The organism is Streptococcus sp. STC1396 (genome assembly GCF_058933875.1).
This window is the reverse complement of the sequence record NZ_JBZYCU010000020.1, coordinates 18252-38470: the sequence shown is the minus strand read 5'-3', so window position 1 is coordinate 38470 and position 20219 is coordinate 18252. Positions and strand designations below refer to the sequence as shown.

General features: G+C 36.5%; 16 protein-coding genes, 2 tRNA genes and 1 pseudogene. 4 read left to right on the top strand and 15 right to left on the bottom strand.

Going from position 1 to position 20219, the window contains the following annotated elements; translation table 11 throughout:
* Positions 1-200 precede the first annotated feature (200 nt).
* The 8 genes from AC5FEC_RS07905 to yfmF form a co-directional block, all read right to left on the bottom strand.
* Positions 201-821 carry a LysM peptidoglycan-binding domain-containing protein gene (locus AC5FEC_RS07905; protein ID WP_037615029.1) on the bottom strand — a complete coding sequence of 207 codons (621 nt, stop codon included), beginning with the start codon at positions 819-821 and terminating at the stop codon, positions 201-203.
* A 206-nt stretch (positions 822-1027) separates the two neighbouring features.
* The gene (locus AC5FEC_RS07900; RefSeq protein ID WP_493661833.1) at positions 1028-1825 is read right to left on the bottom strand and encodes an energy-coupling factor transporter transmembrane component T family protein; all 798 of its coding nucleotides are present in this window, start codon (positions 1823-1825) and stop codon (positions 1028-1030) included.
* Positions 1818-2657, bottom strand: a complete 840-nt coding sequence (locus tag AC5FEC_RS07895; RefSeq protein WP_493661832.1) for an energy-coupling factor transporter ATPase — start codon at positions 2655-2657, stop codon at positions 1818-1820. Before AC5FEC_RS07895 ends, AC5FEC_RS07900 begins: the two co-directional genes overlap by 8 nt.
* On the bottom strand, positions 2642-3469 hold the full coding sequence (locus AC5FEC_RS07890) for an energy-coupling factor ABC transporter ATP-binding protein (RefSeq protein WP_037615034.1): 828 nt from the start codon (positions 3467-3469) through the stop codon (positions 2642-2644). Before AC5FEC_RS07890 ends, AC5FEC_RS07895 begins: the two co-directional genes overlap by 16 nt.
* A 1-nt stretch (position 3470) precedes the next feature.
* Positions 3471-4010, bottom strand: coding sequence for a CDP-diacylglycerol--glycerol-3-phosphate 3-phosphatidyltransferase (gene pgsA / locus AC5FEC_RS07885; protein WP_037615036.1), 540 nt, complete (start codon positions 4008-4010; stop codon positions 3471-3473).
* 10 nt (positions 4011-4020) lie between these two features.
* Positions 4021-4845, bottom strand: a complete 825-nt coding sequence (gene rodZ / locus AC5FEC_RS07880; protein WP_493661831.1) for a cytoskeleton protein RodZ — start codon at positions 4843-4845, stop codon at positions 4021-4023.
* A 59-nt stretch (positions 4846-4904) separates the two neighbouring features.
* Positions 4905-6200, bottom strand: coding sequence for an EF-P 5-aminopentanol modification-associated protein YfmH (gene yfmH / locus AC5FEC_RS07875; RefSeq protein WP_493661830.1), 1296 nt, complete (start codon positions 6198-6200; stop codon positions 4905-4907).
* The gene (yfmF, locus tag AC5FEC_RS07870; RefSeq protein ID WP_493661829.1) at positions 6200-7447 is read right to left on the bottom strand and encodes an EF-P 5-aminopentanol modification-associated protein YfmF; all 1248 of its coding nucleotides are present in this window, start codon (positions 7445-7447) and stop codon (positions 6200-6202) included. Before yfmF ends, yfmH begins: the two co-directional genes overlap by 1 nt.
* Positions 7448-7633: 186 nt before the next feature.
* On the opposite strand from yfmF, the gene yaaA reads away from it, so the two are divergent.
* Together yaaA and recF are read left to right on the top strand one after the other, a co-directional pair.
* Entirely contained in the window at positions 7634-8023 is a 390-nt protein-coding gene (yaaA, locus tag AC5FEC_RS07865) for a S4 domain-containing protein YaaA (protein ID WP_062201648.1), read from the top strand.
* A gap of 3 nt (positions 8024-8026) precedes the next feature.
* Positions 8027-9139, top strand: coding sequence for a DNA replication/repair protein RecF (gene recF / locus AC5FEC_RS07860; protein ID WP_493661828.1), 1113 nt, complete (start codon positions 8027-8029; stop codon positions 9137-9139).
* A gap of 109 nt (positions 9140-9248) precedes the next feature.
* On the opposite strand, the gene guaB is transcribed toward recF, so the two are convergent.
* Positions 9249-10730 carry an IMP dehydrogenase gene (guaB, locus tag AC5FEC_RS07855; protein WP_493661827.1) on the bottom strand — a complete coding sequence of 494 codons (1482 nt, stop codon included), beginning with the start codon at positions 10728-10730 and terminating at the stop codon, positions 9249-9251.
* A 166-nt stretch (positions 10731-10896) separates the two neighbouring features.
* Positions 10897-11922, bottom strand: coding sequence for a tryptophan--tRNA ligase (gene trpS / locus AC5FEC_RS07850; RefSeq protein WP_037615050.1), 1026 nt, complete (start codon positions 11920-11922; stop codon positions 10897-10899).
* Positions 11923-12162: 240 nt separating this feature from the next.
* Between trpS and AC5FEC_RS07845 the strand changes: the two genes are divergently transcribed.
* Both AC5FEC_RS07845 and AC5FEC_RS07840 read left to right on the top strand, forming a co-directional pair.
* Positions 12163-13785 (top strand): ATP-binding cassette domain-containing protein, encoded by a 1623-nt coding sequence (locus tag AC5FEC_RS07845; protein WP_304948287.1) that lies wholly within the window; start codon positions 12163-12165, stop codon positions 13783-13785.
* 75 nt (positions 13786-13860) lie between these two features.
* Positions 13861-16440: a YfhO family protein gene (locus AC5FEC_RS07840; RefSeq protein WP_493661826.1), complete on the top strand. Its 2580-nt coding sequence runs from the start codon at positions 13861-13863 to the stop codon at positions 16438-16440.
* 114 nt (positions 16441-16554) lie between these two features.
* On the opposite strand, the pseudogene AC5FEC_RS07835 reads toward AC5FEC_RS07840, so the two are convergent.
* From AC5FEC_RS07835 to AC5FEC_RS07815, 5 genes and pseudogenes are all read right to left on the bottom strand, one after another.
* A pseudogene (locus AC5FEC_RS07835) lies at positions 16555-17813 on the bottom strand (IS3 family transposase).
* A gap of 106 nt (positions 17814-17919) precedes the next feature.
* Positions 17920-17993: transfer RNA gene (locus tag AC5FEC_RS07830), tRNA-Asn, on the bottom strand.
* Positions 17994-17998: 5 nt separating this feature from the next.
* Positions 17999-18070: transfer RNA gene (locus tag AC5FEC_RS07825), tRNA-Glu, on the bottom strand.
* Between the two features lie 58 nt (positions 18071-18128).
* Positions 18129-18881, bottom strand: a complete 753-nt coding sequence (gene comE, locus AC5FEC_RS07820) for a competence system response regulator transcription factor ComE (RefSeq protein WP_037615056.1) — start codon at positions 18879-18881, stop codon at positions 18129-18131.
* A complete protein-coding gene (locus AC5FEC_RS07815) occupies positions 18878-20203 on the bottom strand; it encodes a GHKL domain-containing protein (RefSeq protein ID WP_493661825.1) in 1326 nt (441 codons plus the stop codon). Before AC5FEC_RS07815 ends, comE begins: the two co-directional genes overlap by 4 nt.
* Positions 20204-20219 lie beyond the last annotated feature (16 nt).

Sequence of the window (20219 nt, the reverse complement as noted above, 5' to 3'; positions counted from 1 at the left end):
TTTTTTGCATGCCCTTTTATGGCTCAAAAAGTGTTAAAAATAAGACAGTAACCTCGGAATAGCTACTGTCTTATCTCATTTTTCACTTAAAGCCTTGACAGACTTGACAAATGGTAGAAAAGAGCCCCAATAAATACTATCTAAAAGTGCTAGTATAAAAAAAGCGACTGGGATGAACCAGTCGTTTTCTTATATTTATTTTAGTAACCCCAAGCAGAAAGTCCTTGCGCATTATAAGCATTGTAGGCTGATTGGATTTGATCCTCAACAGTTGCAGTAGATCCCCAACCTGGCATTGTTTGGAAAAGACCGCTCGCCCCTGATGGATTATAAGCATTGACTTGTCCATTAGATTCACGAGCAATGATATTTTCCCAAGTGGATGCTGATACCCCTGTCAATTCAGCCATACGAGCAGCTGCATAAGAACCAGTCTCTCCAGCAGTATTTCCATTTGAAAGAACGACATTTGAAGATGTAGTAGAAGTAGTATAAACTGGGTAGTTATAATATTCAACTGCATTTACATAAGCTTCAGTTGGTGCAGCTGCAGGTTGAGCAGAAGGTTCTGAGGTAACTTCCTTAGATTCTACTGTTCCGTCTAATTCCAAAATCTGTCCAGCCACAATATGATCTGGATTAGCAATTTTATTCAACTTAACTAAGTGATCTACTGTTGTTGATTTTTCTTCAGCAATAGAGGACAAAGTGTCTCCAGCTTTGACAGTGTAAGATTCAGCCTTTGCAACAATTCCTGTAGCAAACAAAGTAGCGGCTGCAGTGATCAGGGCTAAAGTTAATTTTGATGTTTTTGTGTTCATTAAAAAATATTTCTCCTTTAAGATATAATACTATATTACACACTAAATATTACTATAGAGTTACAGCAAAAATACAAAGGTTACAAAAACATTGAAATTAAACACAAAAAACTTATTTTGAAAGGAATTCTAGCTTATTTTCTAAAATATAAGTAAAAAATATCAATTTTTTACTTATACTATTCTTTAAAAAATAGTTTAATTAATCAATCATTTTTTAAGAAAAAGAGTAAGATTCCGATAAGACAAATGGAGATAATAGCAAAATTATCCATCATTTTCCAAGAAAGCTGGCGATAGCGGCTTCTTCCTTCACCACCACTATAGCCACGCGCTTCCATTGCAATAGCTAAGGCATCTGCTCGCTTGAAACTAGAAGCAAACAAGGGAATCAAGATTGGAATAATCGACTTAACTTTTTGTACAATCGTTCCTTCGCCAAAATCAACTCCCCGAGCCCTCTGAGCATTCATAATCCGCATTGTATCGTCCATTAAAGTTGGTACAAAGCGCAGACTCATGGAAAGCATGAGCCCAATTTCATGCGTAGGAACTTTAAAAACTTTGAGTGGTTTCAACAGAGATTCTACCGCATCTGAAAGGCTGAGCGGTGTCGTGGTTAAGGTCAACAGAGTTGAAAAGAAAATAATCAAAACAAAACGGCTGAAGATAATACCAGCTTGTGAAAGCCCAAATTCTGTAATTTTAATGAAACCAAATTGGAAAAGTACCTTGCCTCCCCCCGTCAGGAATAGCTGGAAGAGCGTGGTAAAGGCAATAATGAAAACCATTGATTGAATTCCCTTTAGGAAGAATGTCAAAGGAACTTTTGAGAGAAAAATCAGAGTAAAAACGAAAGCAAACAGCAGCACATTAGTGATAAGATTGTTGGCCCAGAAAATCAATAAAATAAAGCAGAACATGGCCAACAATTTACTGCGCGGATCCAATCGATGGATGACTGAATTTCCTGGAATATACCGTCCTAAAATCAATTTATCCATGCATCATCTCCTTAAATTCCTCAATCGTAATCGGATAATGAGAAAATTTCATTCCTTTTTCAGCTAATTCTTGGGCAAATTTTGTTATTTTAGGAACTCCTAGCTGAATCTTTTCCATAAAATCGACATCTTGAAAAACCTGAGCAGGCTGACCGCTTTTGACGACGCGGCCCTTCTCCAGTACATAGACCGTATCAGCAAAATTTGCGACATCATCCATTAAATGGGTTACAAGAACAATGGTCATTCCAGCTTGATGCAGTTTCTTAAAGAGGCTCATCAATTCCTTGCGCCCTGCTGGATCAAGTCCAGCCGTTGGTTCATCCAAAACCAAGATATCAGGCTCCATTGCTAGGATTCCGGCAATGGCGACCCTTCTCATCTGCCCGCCAGAAAGTTCAAAAGGGCTCCGATCAAATAATTCTTCAGAAATTCCGACAAGACTTAATTTTTCACGCGCTAAAGCCTCGGCCTCTTTTTTTGAAACACCAAAATTTTGCGGGCCAAAGGCCACGTCTTTCAGAACAGTCTCATCAAAAACCTGACTTTCAGCAAACTGAAACACCAAACCAACCTGTTTACGAACTTGTTTGATGTCCTTGTTGACGGAATTTGAAGTGATGGTGACATGGTTGACTTGCACGCTGCCTTCGCTAGGAGTAAGTAGACCATTCAAGAGCTGTAAAATGGTTGATTTTCCGCTGCCAGTGTGCCCAATCAAAGCCGTATAGCTACCATCTTTGATTTCCAAATCAACTTCAAAAAGCGCTGGACCCTCAAATGGAGTTCCAGCCTGATAGGTATAACTGACTTTATTTAGAGTAATTCCCATAATTGTTCCTGCAATTCTTTTTCAGTTAAATAGGTTTTTGGCAGAGTTAGCCCGGTTTGAATCATGGCAGCTTTGACCTGGTTGACAAAGGGTTGATCCAAGCCCAAGTCTTCCAAATCAGGTCTAGAAAAGAGTTCTCTCGGTGTAGCAGTTGACTCAACCTGACCATTTTTCATAACGAGGACACGGTCACTCAGCGAAATTTCGTCCAAATCGTGAGTAATGGAGATGACTGTTAAATGATTCTTATCTTTAATTTCCTTGACAGTCCGAATCAATTCCAGTCGTCCTTCTGGGTCTAACATACTGGTTGCTTCATCCAAGATGATAATATCTGGCTGGAGCGCGACTACACCAGCAATGGCGACTCTTTGCTTCTGTCCGCCAGAAAGTCGAGCAGGTTCCCTCTCTTTAAAATCCTGCATTCCGACTAGTTCCAAAGCTTCATGGACTCGTTTAACCATCATGGGATAATCCATACCTTGATTTTCCAGACCAAAAGCAACGTCATCCTCAACAGTCGCCCCAACAAACTGATTATCAGGATTCTGAAAGACCATGCCGATTTGGCGACGCTTTTCCCAGACATTATCAGCCGTCAATTTATCTCCAGAAATGATGATATCACCACTCTCGGCCTCCAAAAGACCGTCAATCAAACGAACCGTAGTCGATTTCCCGCTGCCATTGTGACCGACAATAGATAACCATTCTCCTTGTTTCACGTGAAACGAGACATTTTTTAGAATATAATCTTCAGAGTTATGATCATATCGATAACTAAGATTTTTTATTTCAATGATATTTTTCATATTATTTAAATGTATCTTTAAAGAGATGGGCACTGCCCTTGAAATAATCATAACCAGAATAAATGGTGAAAATCAGGGCTATGTAAAGGAGAATCTGGCCTAGTAAAGTCCAATGCAAAAGGAGAAAGAGAATAGCAAACATCTGCGTGAAAGTCTTGATTTTCCCTGGCATAGCAGCTGCTAGAACTGTTCCGCCAGTTTCTACTAGGAGAAGTCTCAGACCAGTTACGGCCAGCTCTCGGCAAATGATGATAGCTACTACCCAAGCAGGAGCCATTTTCATTTCAATCAGCATGATAAAAGCAGACATGACCAGCAGTTTATCAGCCATAGGATCGGCGAATTTTCCAAAATTGGTCACGACCTGCCACTTGCGCGCCAGATAGCCATCCAGGTAGTCTGTGATACTGGCAAGGGCGAAAATGATTCCAGCTAGGATATGCATGGCTGGCGAATGACCAAAAGTCAAAATCAAAATAAAGATTGGAATTAAGGCAATTCTGGCAAGGGTTAAAGCGTTGGGGATATTTTCTTTTTTCATCATTCTTCCTTTATGATTCTTTAATTGTAAGTGTAATTGTAGCATTATCACTGGTCAAGGACGATAGGTCTAATTTCTGATTGTCCACAGTGACAGAAATACCTTTAACAACACCTAGAGTAATCGTATAAGTAGTATTTGGAGAGAGGGTGACCGTCTGACTTGGCTTATCAGCTGATAAAGTAATGCCATTAGCCAATTCAGAATCACTAACACTGAGCCAACTAGTTGTATTTGTTGCTGAAAAAGTTACATCAATAGGACGGTTGATTCCGCTATATTGTACGGCCAACTGCTGACCACCGCCACTTACCTCAAGTTTTCCCAGTGTAGAAGACGCTTCAGAACTATCAGACAATGAACTAGACTGAATAGTTGATAAGCTATTTCCTCCCTCAGAAATGACACTATAACTGTCTGACGCCTTGAAACTCAAATCATTGGTTCTAGTGTAATTCCATACGTAATAAGTGACAAATGTAAGTATTAGCAAAACTAGCATCAGAAAGTAAAAGAGCGGAAGTGAAAAAGTGCGATTTTTATATTTTCTACTTCGAAAATCCTCGTTGTCAGCTAATTCAATTTCATTATAGATAACAGTGTTATCTGTTTCATAAGCATCTAACAAAATTTGTTCATTTAAATCCAAGGCCCAAGCGTATTTTCTCAGCAGGCTACGGATGTAAAAGGCATTTGGAAATTTTTCGTATTGATTGTTTTCAAGAGCCTTTAGGTAGTCAGTTTTTATATCTGTTTTTTTGGCTAGATCTGCTAAAGTAAGCTTTTGATTTACTCGAGCAAGTCTGAGTACCTCTCCTATCGTTTTTTTTCTCATACGGATAGTCCTTTTCTCTTAGACATTATTCTAACAAAATTTTGAAATAAACTTTAGAATTATTTTGGAAAAATAGTAAAATCTGTCATATCACAATGGTCAATAAAACAATGTCCGACTTTTAACACATCATTTAAAGTGATATCCTGTAAAATTTTAGGTAAATCAAAAATATTTTCACCTCTTAGATGTGGCTCATACTGAGTTGCCATATATTCAAGAGAATTCAGACCATGCAGAAAATCTCCAAACATTTCACTTTTAATCGTATCCAAATGCTCCTCTGTAACATCTGAATCTTGAGCAAATTTTCTAATTGCCGTGCGGAATTGGTGAGAAAGGCCGACTGGTTCCTGAGTATCCATGGTCAGCATGACAAAATGGAAATCTTTTTCCACCTCTACTTCAAGAGTAAGAGAATTGTCAATCTTTCCATTTTCATACAAAGTCTGGAAACGTTTAGAAGTCCAACCAAACATCATGGCAAAAAGCAATTTTAGAGCAATTTTGTACCGATAAAGCGCTGTATCCTTTATCGCATCTTTTCCACGAATGCCAATAGCCAACTTAGGACTGGCAACCTCCATCCGACTAGTAGCGGTTGGAATCACTGGCTGTAACCTGATAGGCTCTTTTTCAATTGCTGCAGTTAATGATTGAGGATATAAAGTCTCTTGTGTCTTGACGATATCTTCAAAAGTGGATTCCAAATCAAAATTTCCAATGACAAATAAAGTCATGTTGGACGGACGGTAGAAAAGCTCAAAGTTCTCTGTTAGATTTTCCACAGTAATATCCATGATTGACTCTGTCGTTCCGGCAATATCTTCTGCTAGTGGAGTTTGAGGGTAGAGATTGCTCAAAGCACCAAAGAAAAGTCGATAATCTGGATCATCTTGGTACATTTCGATTTCTTGCTGAATAATTCCTTGTTCACGTTGAACAGATGTCTCTGAAAAATTCGCTTGATGAACGAGTTCCTGCAACAGCTTCAGATTTTCTGCTACACAGTTTGTCGTAGAAAACAGATAGCTGGTACGTGTAAAGCTTGTAAAGGCATTACTTTCTGCGCCAAACTTGGTAAATTCCTGCAGCAAATCCTCGCCGTTTTCACGCTCGAATAATTTATGTTCCAGAAAATGAGCGATTCCTGCTGGGTAGTGATGGACTTGCTTTGTTTCACGTGAAACAACTTTAGTATCCACAGAGCCAAAATTGATTGAAATGATGCCATAGGTTTCATTAAAATCATTTTTAGGGAGTAAGTAAACCTGCAGTCCATTTGCTAGCACCGCCCGATAGACGCTTTCTCCCACTGCCATGTAATTGATTTTTTCTAGACCTAGATTCTGCATTATTTCCCTTCCATAAAGTAAATCGCCTGTAATTTTAACTGCTGGGCTGCTTTGATAACATCATTCTTACTAACATTTTCTAATGATTCCAGCCAAGCTTCTAGTGACAGAAATTTTTTCCCTAGAACAGCAGACATGTAAGCACGTTCAATCAAGGTGTTTTGCCGATCTTGCGCCAGAAGTATGGAATTTTTCAGCATTTTTTTTGTTTGCTCAAGCTCGTCATCTGTAAAATTCCCCCGCTTCAAATCCAAGATTTGCCGATTGATTAAAGCGATGGTTTTTGTCCGATTTGCTCTGTCAATTCCGGCATAGATTCGCATCAAACCAGAAAAAATATCAAAATTACTAGAAATCGTGTAGGCCAGACTCTCCTTTTCACGAACGTTAACAAAAAGTTTAGAGTGGGCAAATCCACCCAGTAACCCATTCAAAACAATAAGAGGCAGGTGTTCGCTATCCCCATATTGAGCAGAAAAATGGTAAGCCAACTCAATAATTGATTGATGAACCTCTCTCTGCTCTAGATTTTCCCGAGTCACATTTGAATAGTTCTGCTGGTACATGAGTTCTAAAGGCTGTTCTCTTTCAGCAAAATGAAAATCTTGGATTTTATCTCGGACAGCAATTTCATTAAAGTTACCGATGAAGAAAAAATCTATCTGATCTTCTTTTAGCATTTGTTGAAAAGTAGCAAAACTACTTTCAGCTGTTTCTTTTTCTACCAACTCCACGGTTCCCACACGGGGAATCCGCATTTCTGATAAATCATAGAATAAATCGTTCAGCTTCCTATGAGCATGGTAAAAATGATTTTCAATTTCAGCCTCTAAGTATGTTAAAACATTTTTCTTTTCAATTTCAAAGGTTTTAGCGTCAAAAGCATTTCCTTTTGACAGAGGAGAAAATAGACTGGCTTTCAAAAATTCTAGCATTTCATCTGTCAAAACATTTTTCCGACTCAGAAATTGATCCCGTACAAAAGAAAGATTAATATCTAAGTAATGCACCAACCCCCGTCTTGAAAGACTTGTCGAAAAATTGGCTCCGTATAAGTTAGCTAATTTTTCCCGAAAAGATTGCGATGTTGGGTAAAGAGCATTTGAAGTCTCCAACATACTAGCAGTAAGAACCCGTCCAGCTATTGTTTTTTCAGACATAGGAGCTGAAAATCGCACTTTTATTTTATTTGTTTTGAATTTTTCTGACTGAATAAAATGAAGATGTACTCCTTTTGTGATTTCCATTACGCCCCTCATACCGAATAATATAGACTTCTATTATAACACGAAATACTTTTTAATGCTTTGTCACGACTAGCTTTTTAATGATTAAAACGTTTTATATTTTTTTTAAAACTTGGTATTGAATTAGACTATATCGGCACTTTTTCTATTTAAATTATGATATAATGACAAGGATTGAGGTGAACTATGGAATACAAATTATTTGACGAATACATTACCCTACAGGCTCTTTTAAAAGAAGTCGGTATCATCCAGAGTGGCGGAGCAATTAAGTCCTTTTTAGCAGATAATCAGGTCTTTTTTAACGGAGAGTTGGAAAATAGACGAGGTAAAAAGCTTAGAATTGACGATGTCATCTCTCTTCCAGCTCAGCAACTAGAGATTGTTCTGCTTGCGCCAAGTCAAGAGGAAATCCTTGAACATCAAGAAGAACAAGCAGAGAAAAAAAGAGTGGCAGACTTGGTTAAAGCGATGAATAAGGATTTTAAAAAATCAAAACCAGCTAAAAAAGAACAAAAGACAAGAAAGTCCGAACAGACAGGTAAAAAATCAGCTGTTCGTTTTCCAGGAACCTAAGCCATGTGGTTAAAAACGCTGAAAATCAAAAATTTTCGTAATTACCAGGCTACAGAGATTGATTTTCATCCTGGCCTTAATATCTTTCTGGGACAAAATGCACAGGGGAAAACCAATATCCTTGAAGCCATTTATTTTTTAGCTCTCACTCGCAGTCACCGAACCCGAACAGATAAGGATTTGATTCATTTCCAAGAAAAAAAACTGCTTGTTTCAGGAATAGTTGAAAGACAAGCAGGTAAAATTCCACTTGACATCGAATTGACACCAAAAGGTAGGATAACCAAGATAAATCATTTAAAACAAGGGAAATTATCAGATTATATAGGTGCTGTCAACGTTGTCTTGTTTGCTCCAGAAGATTTACAACTCATTAAAGGTGCACCTGCTTTACGCCGAAAATTTATTGACATTGAGCTCGGTCAAATCAAGCCCATCTATCTTGCCGACTTATCTAGCTACAATCATGTACTCAAACAACGAAATGCCTATCTCAAAGCTAACGATAAGATAGATGAAACTTTTCTCTCTGTATTGGATGAACAGTTGGTTGATTTTGGCTGTCGTGTTATGCAACACCGCTTGGACTTTATTAAAAAGCTGGAAGAATTTGCTCAGGAAAGCCATAGCGATATCTCCCAAAAAAAAGAGAAATTGACCATCAAGTATCTGTCATCTGTTCCGTTTCCTTCTCTTGACGAGTTGGAAAATTCCTTCCGAAATTCCTTATTAACAAGTCGGAAACGTGACCTCTTCAAAAAAAATACAGGAGTTGGCCCTCATCGTGATGATATCAGCTTTTTCATAAATGAAATGGATGCTAGCTTTGGCAGCCAAGGTCAGCATCGTAGTGTCGTCCTATCGCTCAAATTAGCTGAAATTAAATTAATCGAAAACCTTACAAAAGAAACCCCTATACTACTTCTTGACGATGTTATGAGTGAACTTGACAACATGCGTCAATTGAAATTACTAGAAACAATTTCTCAAAATATTCAAACTTTCATTACAACTACCAGCTTAGACCACCTTCAAAACCTACCAAGAGATATTAAAGTCTTTTATATAAGGCAAGGGGTGGTTGAAAAAGCAGAAAATTCATTATTGACAGATTAGACAATCATCTGTAAATTTTGTTTACAACTTTGTAAAACATCATAAATCATATTCTCAGCGACTTAAACAGCCTTGTCAATCAATGACAAGGCTGTTCTTCTTTATAACTTTATTGTACTGAATAGTTTGGAGCTTCATTCGTAATTTGCACATCATGAGGGTGGCTTTCCTTTAACCCAGCACCACTCATCTCGATAAACTGAGCATTTTCATGAAGTTCTTGCAGGTTAGCTGCACCGACATATCCCATACCAGAACGGACACCGCCCAACATTTGGAAGACAATATCTGCAGCCGCTCCTTTGTACGCTACACGACCTTCAATTCCTTCTGGAACCAATTTATTGGCTTCATTGACAGAACCTTGGAAATATCGATCACTAGAACCTTTCTTCATAGCAGCAATTGATCCCATACCGCGATAGGTTTTAAATTTACGGCCTTGGAAGATTTCTGTTTCGCCTGGCGCTTCGTCTGTTCCTGCAAACATGGAGCCAAGCATAACAGCATTCCCACCTGCAGCAAGAGCTTTGACAATATCTCCTGAATACTTGATACCGCCATCAGCAATGATAGTTTTTCCGTATTCACGCGCTACAGCAGCTGCATCATAAATGGCAGTGACCTGAGGAACGCCGACACCTGCAATAACACGAGTTGTGCAAATGGACCCTGGGCCAATTCCCACTTTAACCACATCAACACCAGCGTCGTAAAGTGCGCGTGCTCCTTCACCAGTTGCAATATTACCAGCAATCAAAGTACGGTTAGGGAAATGAGCGCGAATTTCGGCAATTTTACGCAACACACCAGCTGAATGACCGTGAGCTGTATCAATAACAATGGCATCTGCACCAGCCTCAAATAGAGCTTCTGCACGTTCAAAAGTATCAGAAGTAACGCCAACAGCACCTGCTACCAGTAGACGACCAAATTCATCTTTGGCAGCATTTGGAAATTCAATAACCTTTTCAATATCCTTGATGGTAATCAGACCAGACAAACAGCCATTTTCATCTATCAGAGGCAGTTTTTCAATCCGGTGTTCCTGCAAAATTCTTTCAGCTGTTCTCAAATCAGTTCCAACTGGAGCTGTGACTAGATTTTCACTAGTCATGTGATTAGAAATTGGTTGAGTATAGTCTGAAATAAAACGCAAATCGCGGTTAGTCAAAATACCAACTAATTTACGATTTTCCATCGTTTCAACAACTGGCACACCACTGATGCGGTAGCGTCCCATCAATTCATCTGCTTCAGCAATCGTATGGTTAGGAGTCAAAAAGAATGGGTCAATAATAACACCGTTTTCAGAACGTTTTACCTTGCGTACTTCATCAGCCTGATGTGCAATAGACATATTTTTGTGGATGACACCTAGACCGCCGGCTCGGGCAATAGCAATCGCCATTTGACTTTCGGTAACTGTATCCATAGCCGCAGTAATAATTGGGATATTTAATTTTAAATTCTCAGCAAGTTTTGTACTTAAATCAGCATCATTTGGCAACACATGACTTTCAGCTGGAATAAGCAATACGTCATCAAAGGTAAAACCTTTTTTCAAAAATTTAGTGTCCCAGTTAGACATCCACAGTTTCCTCTTTTCTTATATAATTGAGCAAGGCTCGTCTTTTTATTGTTATTATCATACCATTCTATAGGCATTTGTCAATAATTATTAAGCAAAAATTAAAAACCATGTCTTTTTTAAATAAAAGACGATGGTTTTGATAGAATGAAGACTTTATTGTTCGTTATTTAAAGTAATTAATTCCCATTGCATCCTTGACTTCTGAAAGAGTTTGGCTAGCTACCTGACGAGCACGATCACTGCCTTCTTTCAGCATATCATAGACTTGTCCCATATCCTTAGCAAACTCAAGACGACGCTCTCTGATTGGTCCTAATTCCCGCTCTAAAATATCTAAGAGATAACGTTTAGTTTTGACATCTCCCAGACCACCACGTTGGTAGTGTTCTTTCATAGCCGTGATTTCAGCAGCATCTTCTGGCTGTCCAAAAACATCCAGATAGTGGAAAACCATATTGCCTTCAATTTTTCCTGGATCTTCAACCTTTATATGTTCAGGATCTGTATACATACTCATAACTTTTTTCTTGAGAGTATCCAAATCATCGGCAAGATAAATCCCATTGTTCAAAGATTTGGACATTTTAGCATTGCCATCAAGCCCCGGCAGACGACCCGCTCCTTCATTTTCTGGATAGATTCCTTCTGGCTCAACCAAAACATCACAATGATAAGCATGATTAAAAGAACGAACAATTTCACGTGTCTGCTCAATCATCGGTTTTTGATCATTTCCCACAGGTACATAGTTGGCCTTAAAAGCTGTAATATCCGCAGCTTGAGAAATAGGATAAACTAAAAAGCCGGTTGGGATACTTTCACCAAATCCCTTTTGAGCAATTTCTGTCTTGACAGTCGGATTGCGCTCTAATCGGGCTAAAGAAACCAAATTCATATAGTACATTGACAGTTCTGCCAACTCTGGAATCTGACTCTGGATAAAAATGGTCACTTTTTTAGGATCTAATCCAGCTGCCAGATAGTCCAAGGCTACATTTCCAATGGATTCTACAATCGTCTGCGGATCTTTTGCATGGTCTGTCAGAGCTTGCTGATCAGCCAGAAAAACAAACATATCATACTTGCCTTGATCCTGTAGAAGAACGCGATTGCGTAAACTTCCTACATAATGACCAATATGTAATTTTCCAGTTGGACGGTCTCCAGTTAAAATAATCGGTTTTGTCATTTGCTGCTCCTAAATTTGTATTGTTTTCATTATATCATTTTCAAAGAGAATGCGGAAGAAGATAGCAGAAAAATCAGAGTTCTCATTTAAAATGAATAACTAATTGACAATAGGTTTACAATAATTTTACAGACTTATTATAACTTTCACTTTCAAATATGATATTTTATCTCATAATAATTTGAAAAAAGAAGAATTTTCTAGTAAAATGAAAGAGATTATATATATAGGAGAAAATCATTGCTTACAGTATCTGATGTATCACTACGTTTCAGTGATAGAAAATTATTTGATGACGTAAATATTAAATTTACAGAAGGAAACACCTATGGCCTGATTGGGGCAAATGGTGCGGGTAAATCTACTTTCTTGAAAATTTTAGCTGGGGATATTGAGCCAACAACAGGCCATATTTCTTTAGGTCCAGATGAGCGGCTTTCAGTCCTTCGCCAGAACCACTTTGACTATGAAGAAGAACGGGCTATTGATGTTGTAATCATGGGAAATGAGCATCTCTACAACATCATGAAAGAAAAAGATGCTATTTATATGAAGCCTGATTTTTCTGATGAAGATGGTGTACGTGCGGCCGAGCTGGAAGGTGAATTTGCTGAGTTGGGTGGCTGGGAAGCTGAAAGCGAAGCATCTCAATTGCTGCAAAACCTCAACATTCCAGAAGACTTGCATTACCAAAATATGAGTGAATTGGCTAATGGTGACAAGGTCAAGGTCCTTCTTGCTAAGGCTCTTTTTGGCAAACCAGATGTATTGCTTTTAGATGAACCTACGAATGGTTTGGATATTCAATCCATTACTTGGCTGGAAGATTTCCTGATTGATTTTGAAAATACAGTCATTGTTGTATCTCATGACCGTCACTTCTTAAATAAAGTTTGTACCCACATGGCCGACCTTGATTTTGGTAAGATCAAACTTTATGTCGGAAATTATGATTTCTGGAAAGAATCAAGTGAATTGGCAGCTAAGTTGCTCGCTGACCGAAATGCTAAGGCGGAAGAAAAAATTAAGCAATTGCAAGAGTTTGTTGCTCGCTTCTCAGCCAATGCTTCCAAGTCCAAACAGGCAACTTCTCGTAAAAAGATGTTGGATAAGATTGAATTGGAAGAAATTGTTCCATCAAGTCGGAAATATCCATTTATCAGCTTTAAAGCGGAGCGTGAAATCGGGAACGATCTCTTGACAGTAGAAAATCTTTCTGTCAAGATTGACGGCGAGACTATTCTTGACAATATCAGCTTTATCCTGCGTCCTGGCGATAAGACAGCTTTGATTGGACAAAATGATATCCAGACAACTGCCTTGATTCGTGCCTTGATGGGAGATATTGACTATGAAGGAACTGTCAAGTGGGGCGTTACAACCAGTCGTTCTTATTTGCCAAAAGATAATTCTCGTGACTTTGCGGGTGGTGAATCTATTCTTGATTGGCTCCGTCAATTTGCTAGCAAGGAAGAAGATGATAACACCTTCCTTCGAGGTTTCTTGGGTCGTATGCTTTTCTCTGGCGATGAAGTTAACAAGTCTGTCAACGTCTTGTCAGGTGGAGAAAAAGTTCGCGTCATGCTATCTAAGCTCATGCTTCTCAAGTCAAATGTTTTGATTTTAGACGATCCAACCAACCACTTGGACCTAGAATCTATTTCCAGTCTCAATGATGGCCTCAAAAATTTCAAAGAATCTATTATTTTCGCCAGCCATGACCACGAATTTATTCAAACATTGGCTAATCATATCATTGTTTTATCAAAAAACGGTGTTATTGACCGCATTGACGAAACCTATGACGAATTTTTGGAAAATCAAGAAGTTCAAGCAAAAGTTAAAGAACTTTGGAAAGATTAATAAGTTGTCAACTTTAGTTGACATAAGTTTACAGGGGCATGAAACAACGTTTCGGCCTCTTTCTCTATAAGAAACATGGACAAAATCATATATTTTTTAAAGAAAAATTGGATATATTTCGCTTCTTTCTTCTTGCCTTTTCTCATCATGTGTTTTGTTTATATGAGTCAAGGAATTTACTGGGGAAGCGATACTTCACCTTTACTTGGAGACGGCTTCCATCAGTATGTCGTATTTGATACGACATTGAGGAATATCCTTCATGGAACGGATAGTCTTTTTTACACATTTTCAAGTGGATTAGGACAAAATTTTTATGCTTTATCTAGCTATTATCTAGGAAGTTTTCTTTCACCCTTCCTTTACTTTTTTGATTTAAAATCAATGCCAGATGCAGTCTACTTGTTTACACTTATTAAATTTGGCTTGATAGGATTGACAACATTCATTAGTATCAAAGGGATCTTTAAAAAGATTCCAGATACACTGATTTTGATTCTGTCAACTTCATTTGCCTTGATGAGTTTCTCAGTCAGTCAACTAGAAATTAAAACTTGGTTAGATGTATTTATTTTAGTCCCTCTCATTATATTAGGTTTACACAAGTTGATGAATGGACAAGGGAGAGTTTTATACTTTACAAGCTTGTCAATTCTCTTTATCCAAAACTATTATTTTGGTTACATGATGGCCTTATTTTTAGTACTTTGGTATCTAGTACAGCTTTCCTGGAACTTCAAGGCAAGGCTTAAGTCTGTCCCTGATTTTTGTATTGTTTCAGTATTGTCAGGCCTCACTAGTCTGATTATGATTTTGCCAACCTATTTAGATCTAAGTTCACATGGCGAAAAATTGACAAAGGTTGAAAGCTTGCTCACTGAAAAAAGTTGGTATTTGGATATTTTTGCGAAGAATTTTATAGGAAGTTTTGATACAACAAAGTACGGATCTATTCCTATGATTTACGTTGGAATTTTCCCTCTCATTTTGAGTATCATATTTTTTACTTTAAAAAGTATCAAGTTTCACGTGAAACTTTCCTATCTTTTTCTAATTGTCATTTTTATAGCAAGTTTCCGGCTACAGTATTTAGATTTGCTTTGGCAAGGAATGCATGCTCCCAATATGTTTCTTCATCGTTATTCTTGGCTCTTTTCTCTTTTTATCATTTTGATAGCTGCAGAAACTCTCAATCGTTTAGATGAAATTAAATGGAAACAAGCATTTGTTGGCTTTATTGTTATATTTTCAGGCTTTCTAGCTACACTATTCTACAGTCAACATTATGATTTTCTTGGTCCAGAAAACTATATTTTAACCTTAGAATTTTTCTTATCCTATCTCTTGATAACTTTCGCTTTTACTCGTTCTCATATTCGGCAAAGTATATTTACTTTATCTTTACTATTTTTTGTTGTTTTTGAACTTTCTCTAAATTCCTATTATCAAGTTAATGGAATTGCTAAGGAATGGGTATTCGCTAGTCGTTCATCTTATTCGAAAAAAATGAATGAGATTGACAAGTTGGTCAAATATAGCAAGGAAAAAAATAAGGATTTCTTTCGAACAGAGAGACTTGATCCTCAAACGGGAAATGACAGTATGAAATTCAACTACAACGGAATTTCTCAATTTTCGTCTGTCAGAAATACACAGGCTAGTTCGACTCTAGATAAATTAGGTTTTAAATCAGCGGGAACCAATCTCAATCTTCGTTATCAAAATAATAGTATTTTAATGGATAGTCTCTTTGCTGTAAAGTACAATTTGTCAGAGACATCCCCACAGAAATTTGGTTTTTCTGCTGAGAATACTGAAAATTCAATGACCCTCTATGAAAATAAGTATGCTTTGGGGTTAGCTTTCTTGACAAATGATGTTTACAAGAATGTCAAGTTTACAAATTTGACACTTGATAATCAGACAACTTTTTTAAATCAATTGTCAGGATTTGATTTAAAATATTATCAGAGATTATCAGCAATACCTAAAAATGAAAATCTAGAAATTAAAGATAATAAAATTTCTGCTACTATTGATAAAAATAATGATGCAACATATGCTAGTGTTGATTACTCAATCGAGGTGTCTTCTGATAGTCAAGTTTATGTCAATCTTCCAGATATCCAATTTTCAAATGACGAACAAACAGATGTTGACATTACCGTAAATAATGTGACAACCCGTTACTCAACAAATAATGTTTTTCCTTTTTTTAATATTGGCTATTTTAATCAGGCTCAAACTATCTCTGTTCGGTTCACTTTTCCACAAAATTCTACTATTTCTTTTAACAGTCCAGAATTCTTTGCTGTCAATGTTGAACAATATAAAAATGTTTTTGAGAACTTAAAAGAACAACCTGTTACTGTAAAAAATAATTTGAATACTGTTTCAGCTCATTATCAGGCTAATAAAGATACTTCTTTATTTTTTACCATTCCATATGATAAAGGATGGACAGCTCAGTTAAACGGCAAACCAGTTAACTTACAGCAAGCTCAAAATGGTTTTATGAAAATTGATGTTCCAAAAGGAAAAGGACAAGCTACACTAACCTTTATACCTCGCGGCTTGAAAGAAGGTAGTATAGATTCCCTAGCAGGCATTTCACTCTTTCTTCTCTATCAACGCATCAGAAAAAAGCATTCGTAATACTAAAAAAGCGAGAATAAACTTGTAATGCCAAAAAAAAGTTAGACAAATAATTTAAGTAAAGGATTTAGTTCTGTATTGGACAGGACTAAATCCCTTTAGTTTGACTTTAATTCATTTGTTGTTGTAGTAATCAATGTAGTCTATAATGGCTTTTTTAAGGTCTTATAATGACCTAAACTCATGTTCAAAGCCATAAAACATCTCTGATTTTTAAATGCCAAAGAAGGATTCTATCATGCCATTATCTGGAGTTTTCCACTTTCGTGACATTGAAGGCTTAATGCCCTTGAACTGCAGAAACTGATGATAAGATGCGTGTTGATACTGCCAACCTTGGCTACTGTGTAGAATGGTATGTTCATATTGTTTATCTGTAAATGCCTGTTCTAACATTGTTTTCACCTGCTCTAAGTTAGGCGAACAAGAAAGATTATAAGCTGTAATTTCACGTTATATCCGTCAAGAATAGGGGCTAAATAGAGCCTCCCTTTAACATGTGGCAAAGAAAATTCACAGTTACATCTGTATAACATTTTTCATATGGTTTAGATCCTTTAAACTGGCGTTGTATGAGATGTTCAGCTTTCTTAGCAATCTCCCCCTTATAAAAAGAGTACTTCCTTTTACGACGAATACGAGCGCTTAGACCCATAAATTTCATCAAACGTTGAACCTTTTTGTGATTAACCGGAAATCTACGATTCTTTAGTTCTAAATGGATGCGACGATAATTGCTTGAATTTCTTCTTTAAGCTCTTTATCAAGTTGTTTCAGCTGATAATCATCAGTTGAACGAGGTAAGCCAGCCGTTTCAAGAAGGAAATCTAGTCGAAATCCTCCTGATACCATTTCTCTAACTGTCTCTGTCTTTCGTGTCGTAAGGCTTCTTCCTTGGCTTCAAGCTCTCTTAATTTTTTTAGGTAAGTTACTTCAGTACGAAAGCGTTCATTCTCTTCTTGAAGGACTCTAGTTTAGTCATTTGTTTCCAGTTTTTCTTTGGCTTGCATCCCATTTTAGACGGTCTCCCTCTGATTTTCTCAATAATAGTAGACCCATTTTTCTTGTATTTTACGAGCTAATTAGGAAGCATTCCACGATTTGGAAGAACATAGTCGAGGGATACACTTTCTTGAGGACAACCTTCAAGTAAGAGTTTATCAATCATTTCTCGTTTTAATTCAGGGGAATACTAAAAATTTTTCCTTTTCTTAACACTCTCTAATCCAAAACGATTGATTAACTTAAACAAGTATCTAAAGATTAGAAATATTTCCCCCTTATCTATTTGAAAGTTGCTTGTAGCTATATCCTTGTTTTCTGAGTTCATAGATCTGAACTTTATTCTCATAAGTTAAGACATAACAAAACACCCCGAAAGTTAGATTTTTGGGGTCTAACTTTTGGGGTGCGGTTCAACATCTCGCTTTTTAAATACAATCTTTATAAAATAAAAAGCACTTATAAAGTGCTTACTAGCTCCGCCAGTAGGACTCGAACCTACGACATCATGATTAACAGTCATGCGCTACTACCAACTGAGCTATGGCGGAAAATATAGTCCGTACGGGATTCGAACCCGTGTTACCGCCGTGAAAAGGCGGTGTCTTAACCCCTTGACCAACGGACCATTGATATGTTCTTTTTCAGAACATATTCTATTATATCAGCTTTTTATCCTTTGTCAACTATTTTTTTGATTTATTTTTTAAAATTTCTTTTAAATATTTAATTCTTAGACGAGAAACTGGACAGCGATGGCCTTCATAAAACACAATTTCTTTTGTTTTCTTATCATAATCACGAATATTATCAATGTTTGCTAAAAAAGATTTATGAGAAGAAAAGAAACGTTTGGTTTTCTCATCCTGCTCCTGAACACTGGAAATGGTTCCATAAAATTCTTTGATAAAATTTTTTCCAACAATCCGCAGTTTATGAGAAGAGCCCGAAGTTTCAATATATAAAATATCATTAAATGGTACGCGCACGTCATTCCCACGATAACTATATTCAAAGTAGTCAACCATGTTGGTATTTGCAATCAAAGTATTTTTCGTATAAATAATACAGTCTTTTATACGTTTTTTAAAGGAAGTATCATTTATATCTTTATCAATAAAATCGAGAGCGGATACCTTATATTTAAACGTCATAGTAGCAAACTCTGATTTTGAGGTTACAAAGACGATGATTGCGTACGGGTTGTGATGACGAATAAAGCGAGCAACCTCCAATCCTTTTGTTTCTTCCCCTTTAATATCTATATCCAGAAAATAAATCTGATTTACATCCTCATTCTCAACATATTCTTTAAATTCTTGAATTTTTCCTGTAATTTTTACTTGGATATCTAACCCCATTTCATCAGCAATTTCTGCTAATATTGTCTCCATACGGACCTGATGGGATAATGTATCTTCTAACGCTAAAATTCTCATAGGCTATTCCTTCTTTTTATTGTTAATACTTGGGTGAAATCATGCTTATTTATTTCTGTGTCAAGCATGATATATTCATAATTCTCTAAAATTTCTTTCAGATTATTTAAACCTAAACCTCTTCTATAACCTTTAGTTGAAAACTCTGGTTCATAAATTTCTTCTAAGTCTAATTTTCTTTGCTTGCGGGAATTTTTTACAACAAAAATGATTTCTGTATCCAACTGAACTAGGGTCACATGAATCATTTTCTCATAGCTTTCGATAGCTCCCTCAACAGCATTATTTAATAAAATACTGGCTATCCTCACAACATCTAACAGCTTAATAGGCAATCTCTCAACAGGATCCTTTACTTCAAAAGTCAGATCAATTTGATTATCACGCGCCTTAAATAAAGTTTCCGTCATAACACTCCGCAGAGCAGAATCTCCAACATTATTCAAATCAAAATAAGTATATTTATCCGAACGTAATTTTAAATTTGCATCAACCAAAACCTCTTGATAGATTTTTTCAATTTCCTTGATATCTTGAGTATTGATAGCCATCTGAAAGCCAGTCAGCATTCCTGCATAATCATGACGAAAACCTCGAATCTCATTATACAGAGAAACAATTTCGTCAGTGTATTGCTGCAGTTGCAGCTGCTCTAACTCCCTTTGTTTTATTTCCTCTTCTTTTTCATATTTTTCTCGAGCAGCTTTTAGATAAAAAAGCGTGGACATAAACATTAAAAAACAAATAGTTGCCAGCATGCTGCTGAGACTATTAAAATGTTTGACTTCACTTAGCCAATGAGAAATATTTAATAGGAGGATATCTATAAAATAAAATAGATTAATTCTATTAATTGTATTTTTAAAGACCTGTTCCTTAAAATCTCTAAGTCGAAATTCAAAGTAATCAATAGATTTTAATATAAAGAAAAAAGAAATGCTGTTAATGATAATATAAAAAATAGTCCAATTAGCTTCTACAAATTTATCTCCAGTAACTGATGAAATAATAACTGAAAAAAAGGTAGATGAGGCTTGGGTTGCCATATAAAGGAAGAAAGATAAAAATAAAGCAAGATAAACAGATAACTTTTCTTTTTTATAAAAATAGTAATAGAAAAGAAAAGGTTGTAAAACTAGGATTATATAATGTACAAACACACTAATTAATGAAGTTAAAGGAAAAAGAATAACTGTAAAAAAGCAAAGACAAATAAAGTAAAATTTAGATTTTACTTTATTTGTTATTTTTTTATAAATTTTTACAGTTGCAAAAATTTCTATTAATTCACACATAAACCATAAGATTAAGTCCAATATCATCTCTTTCTCCTAAACC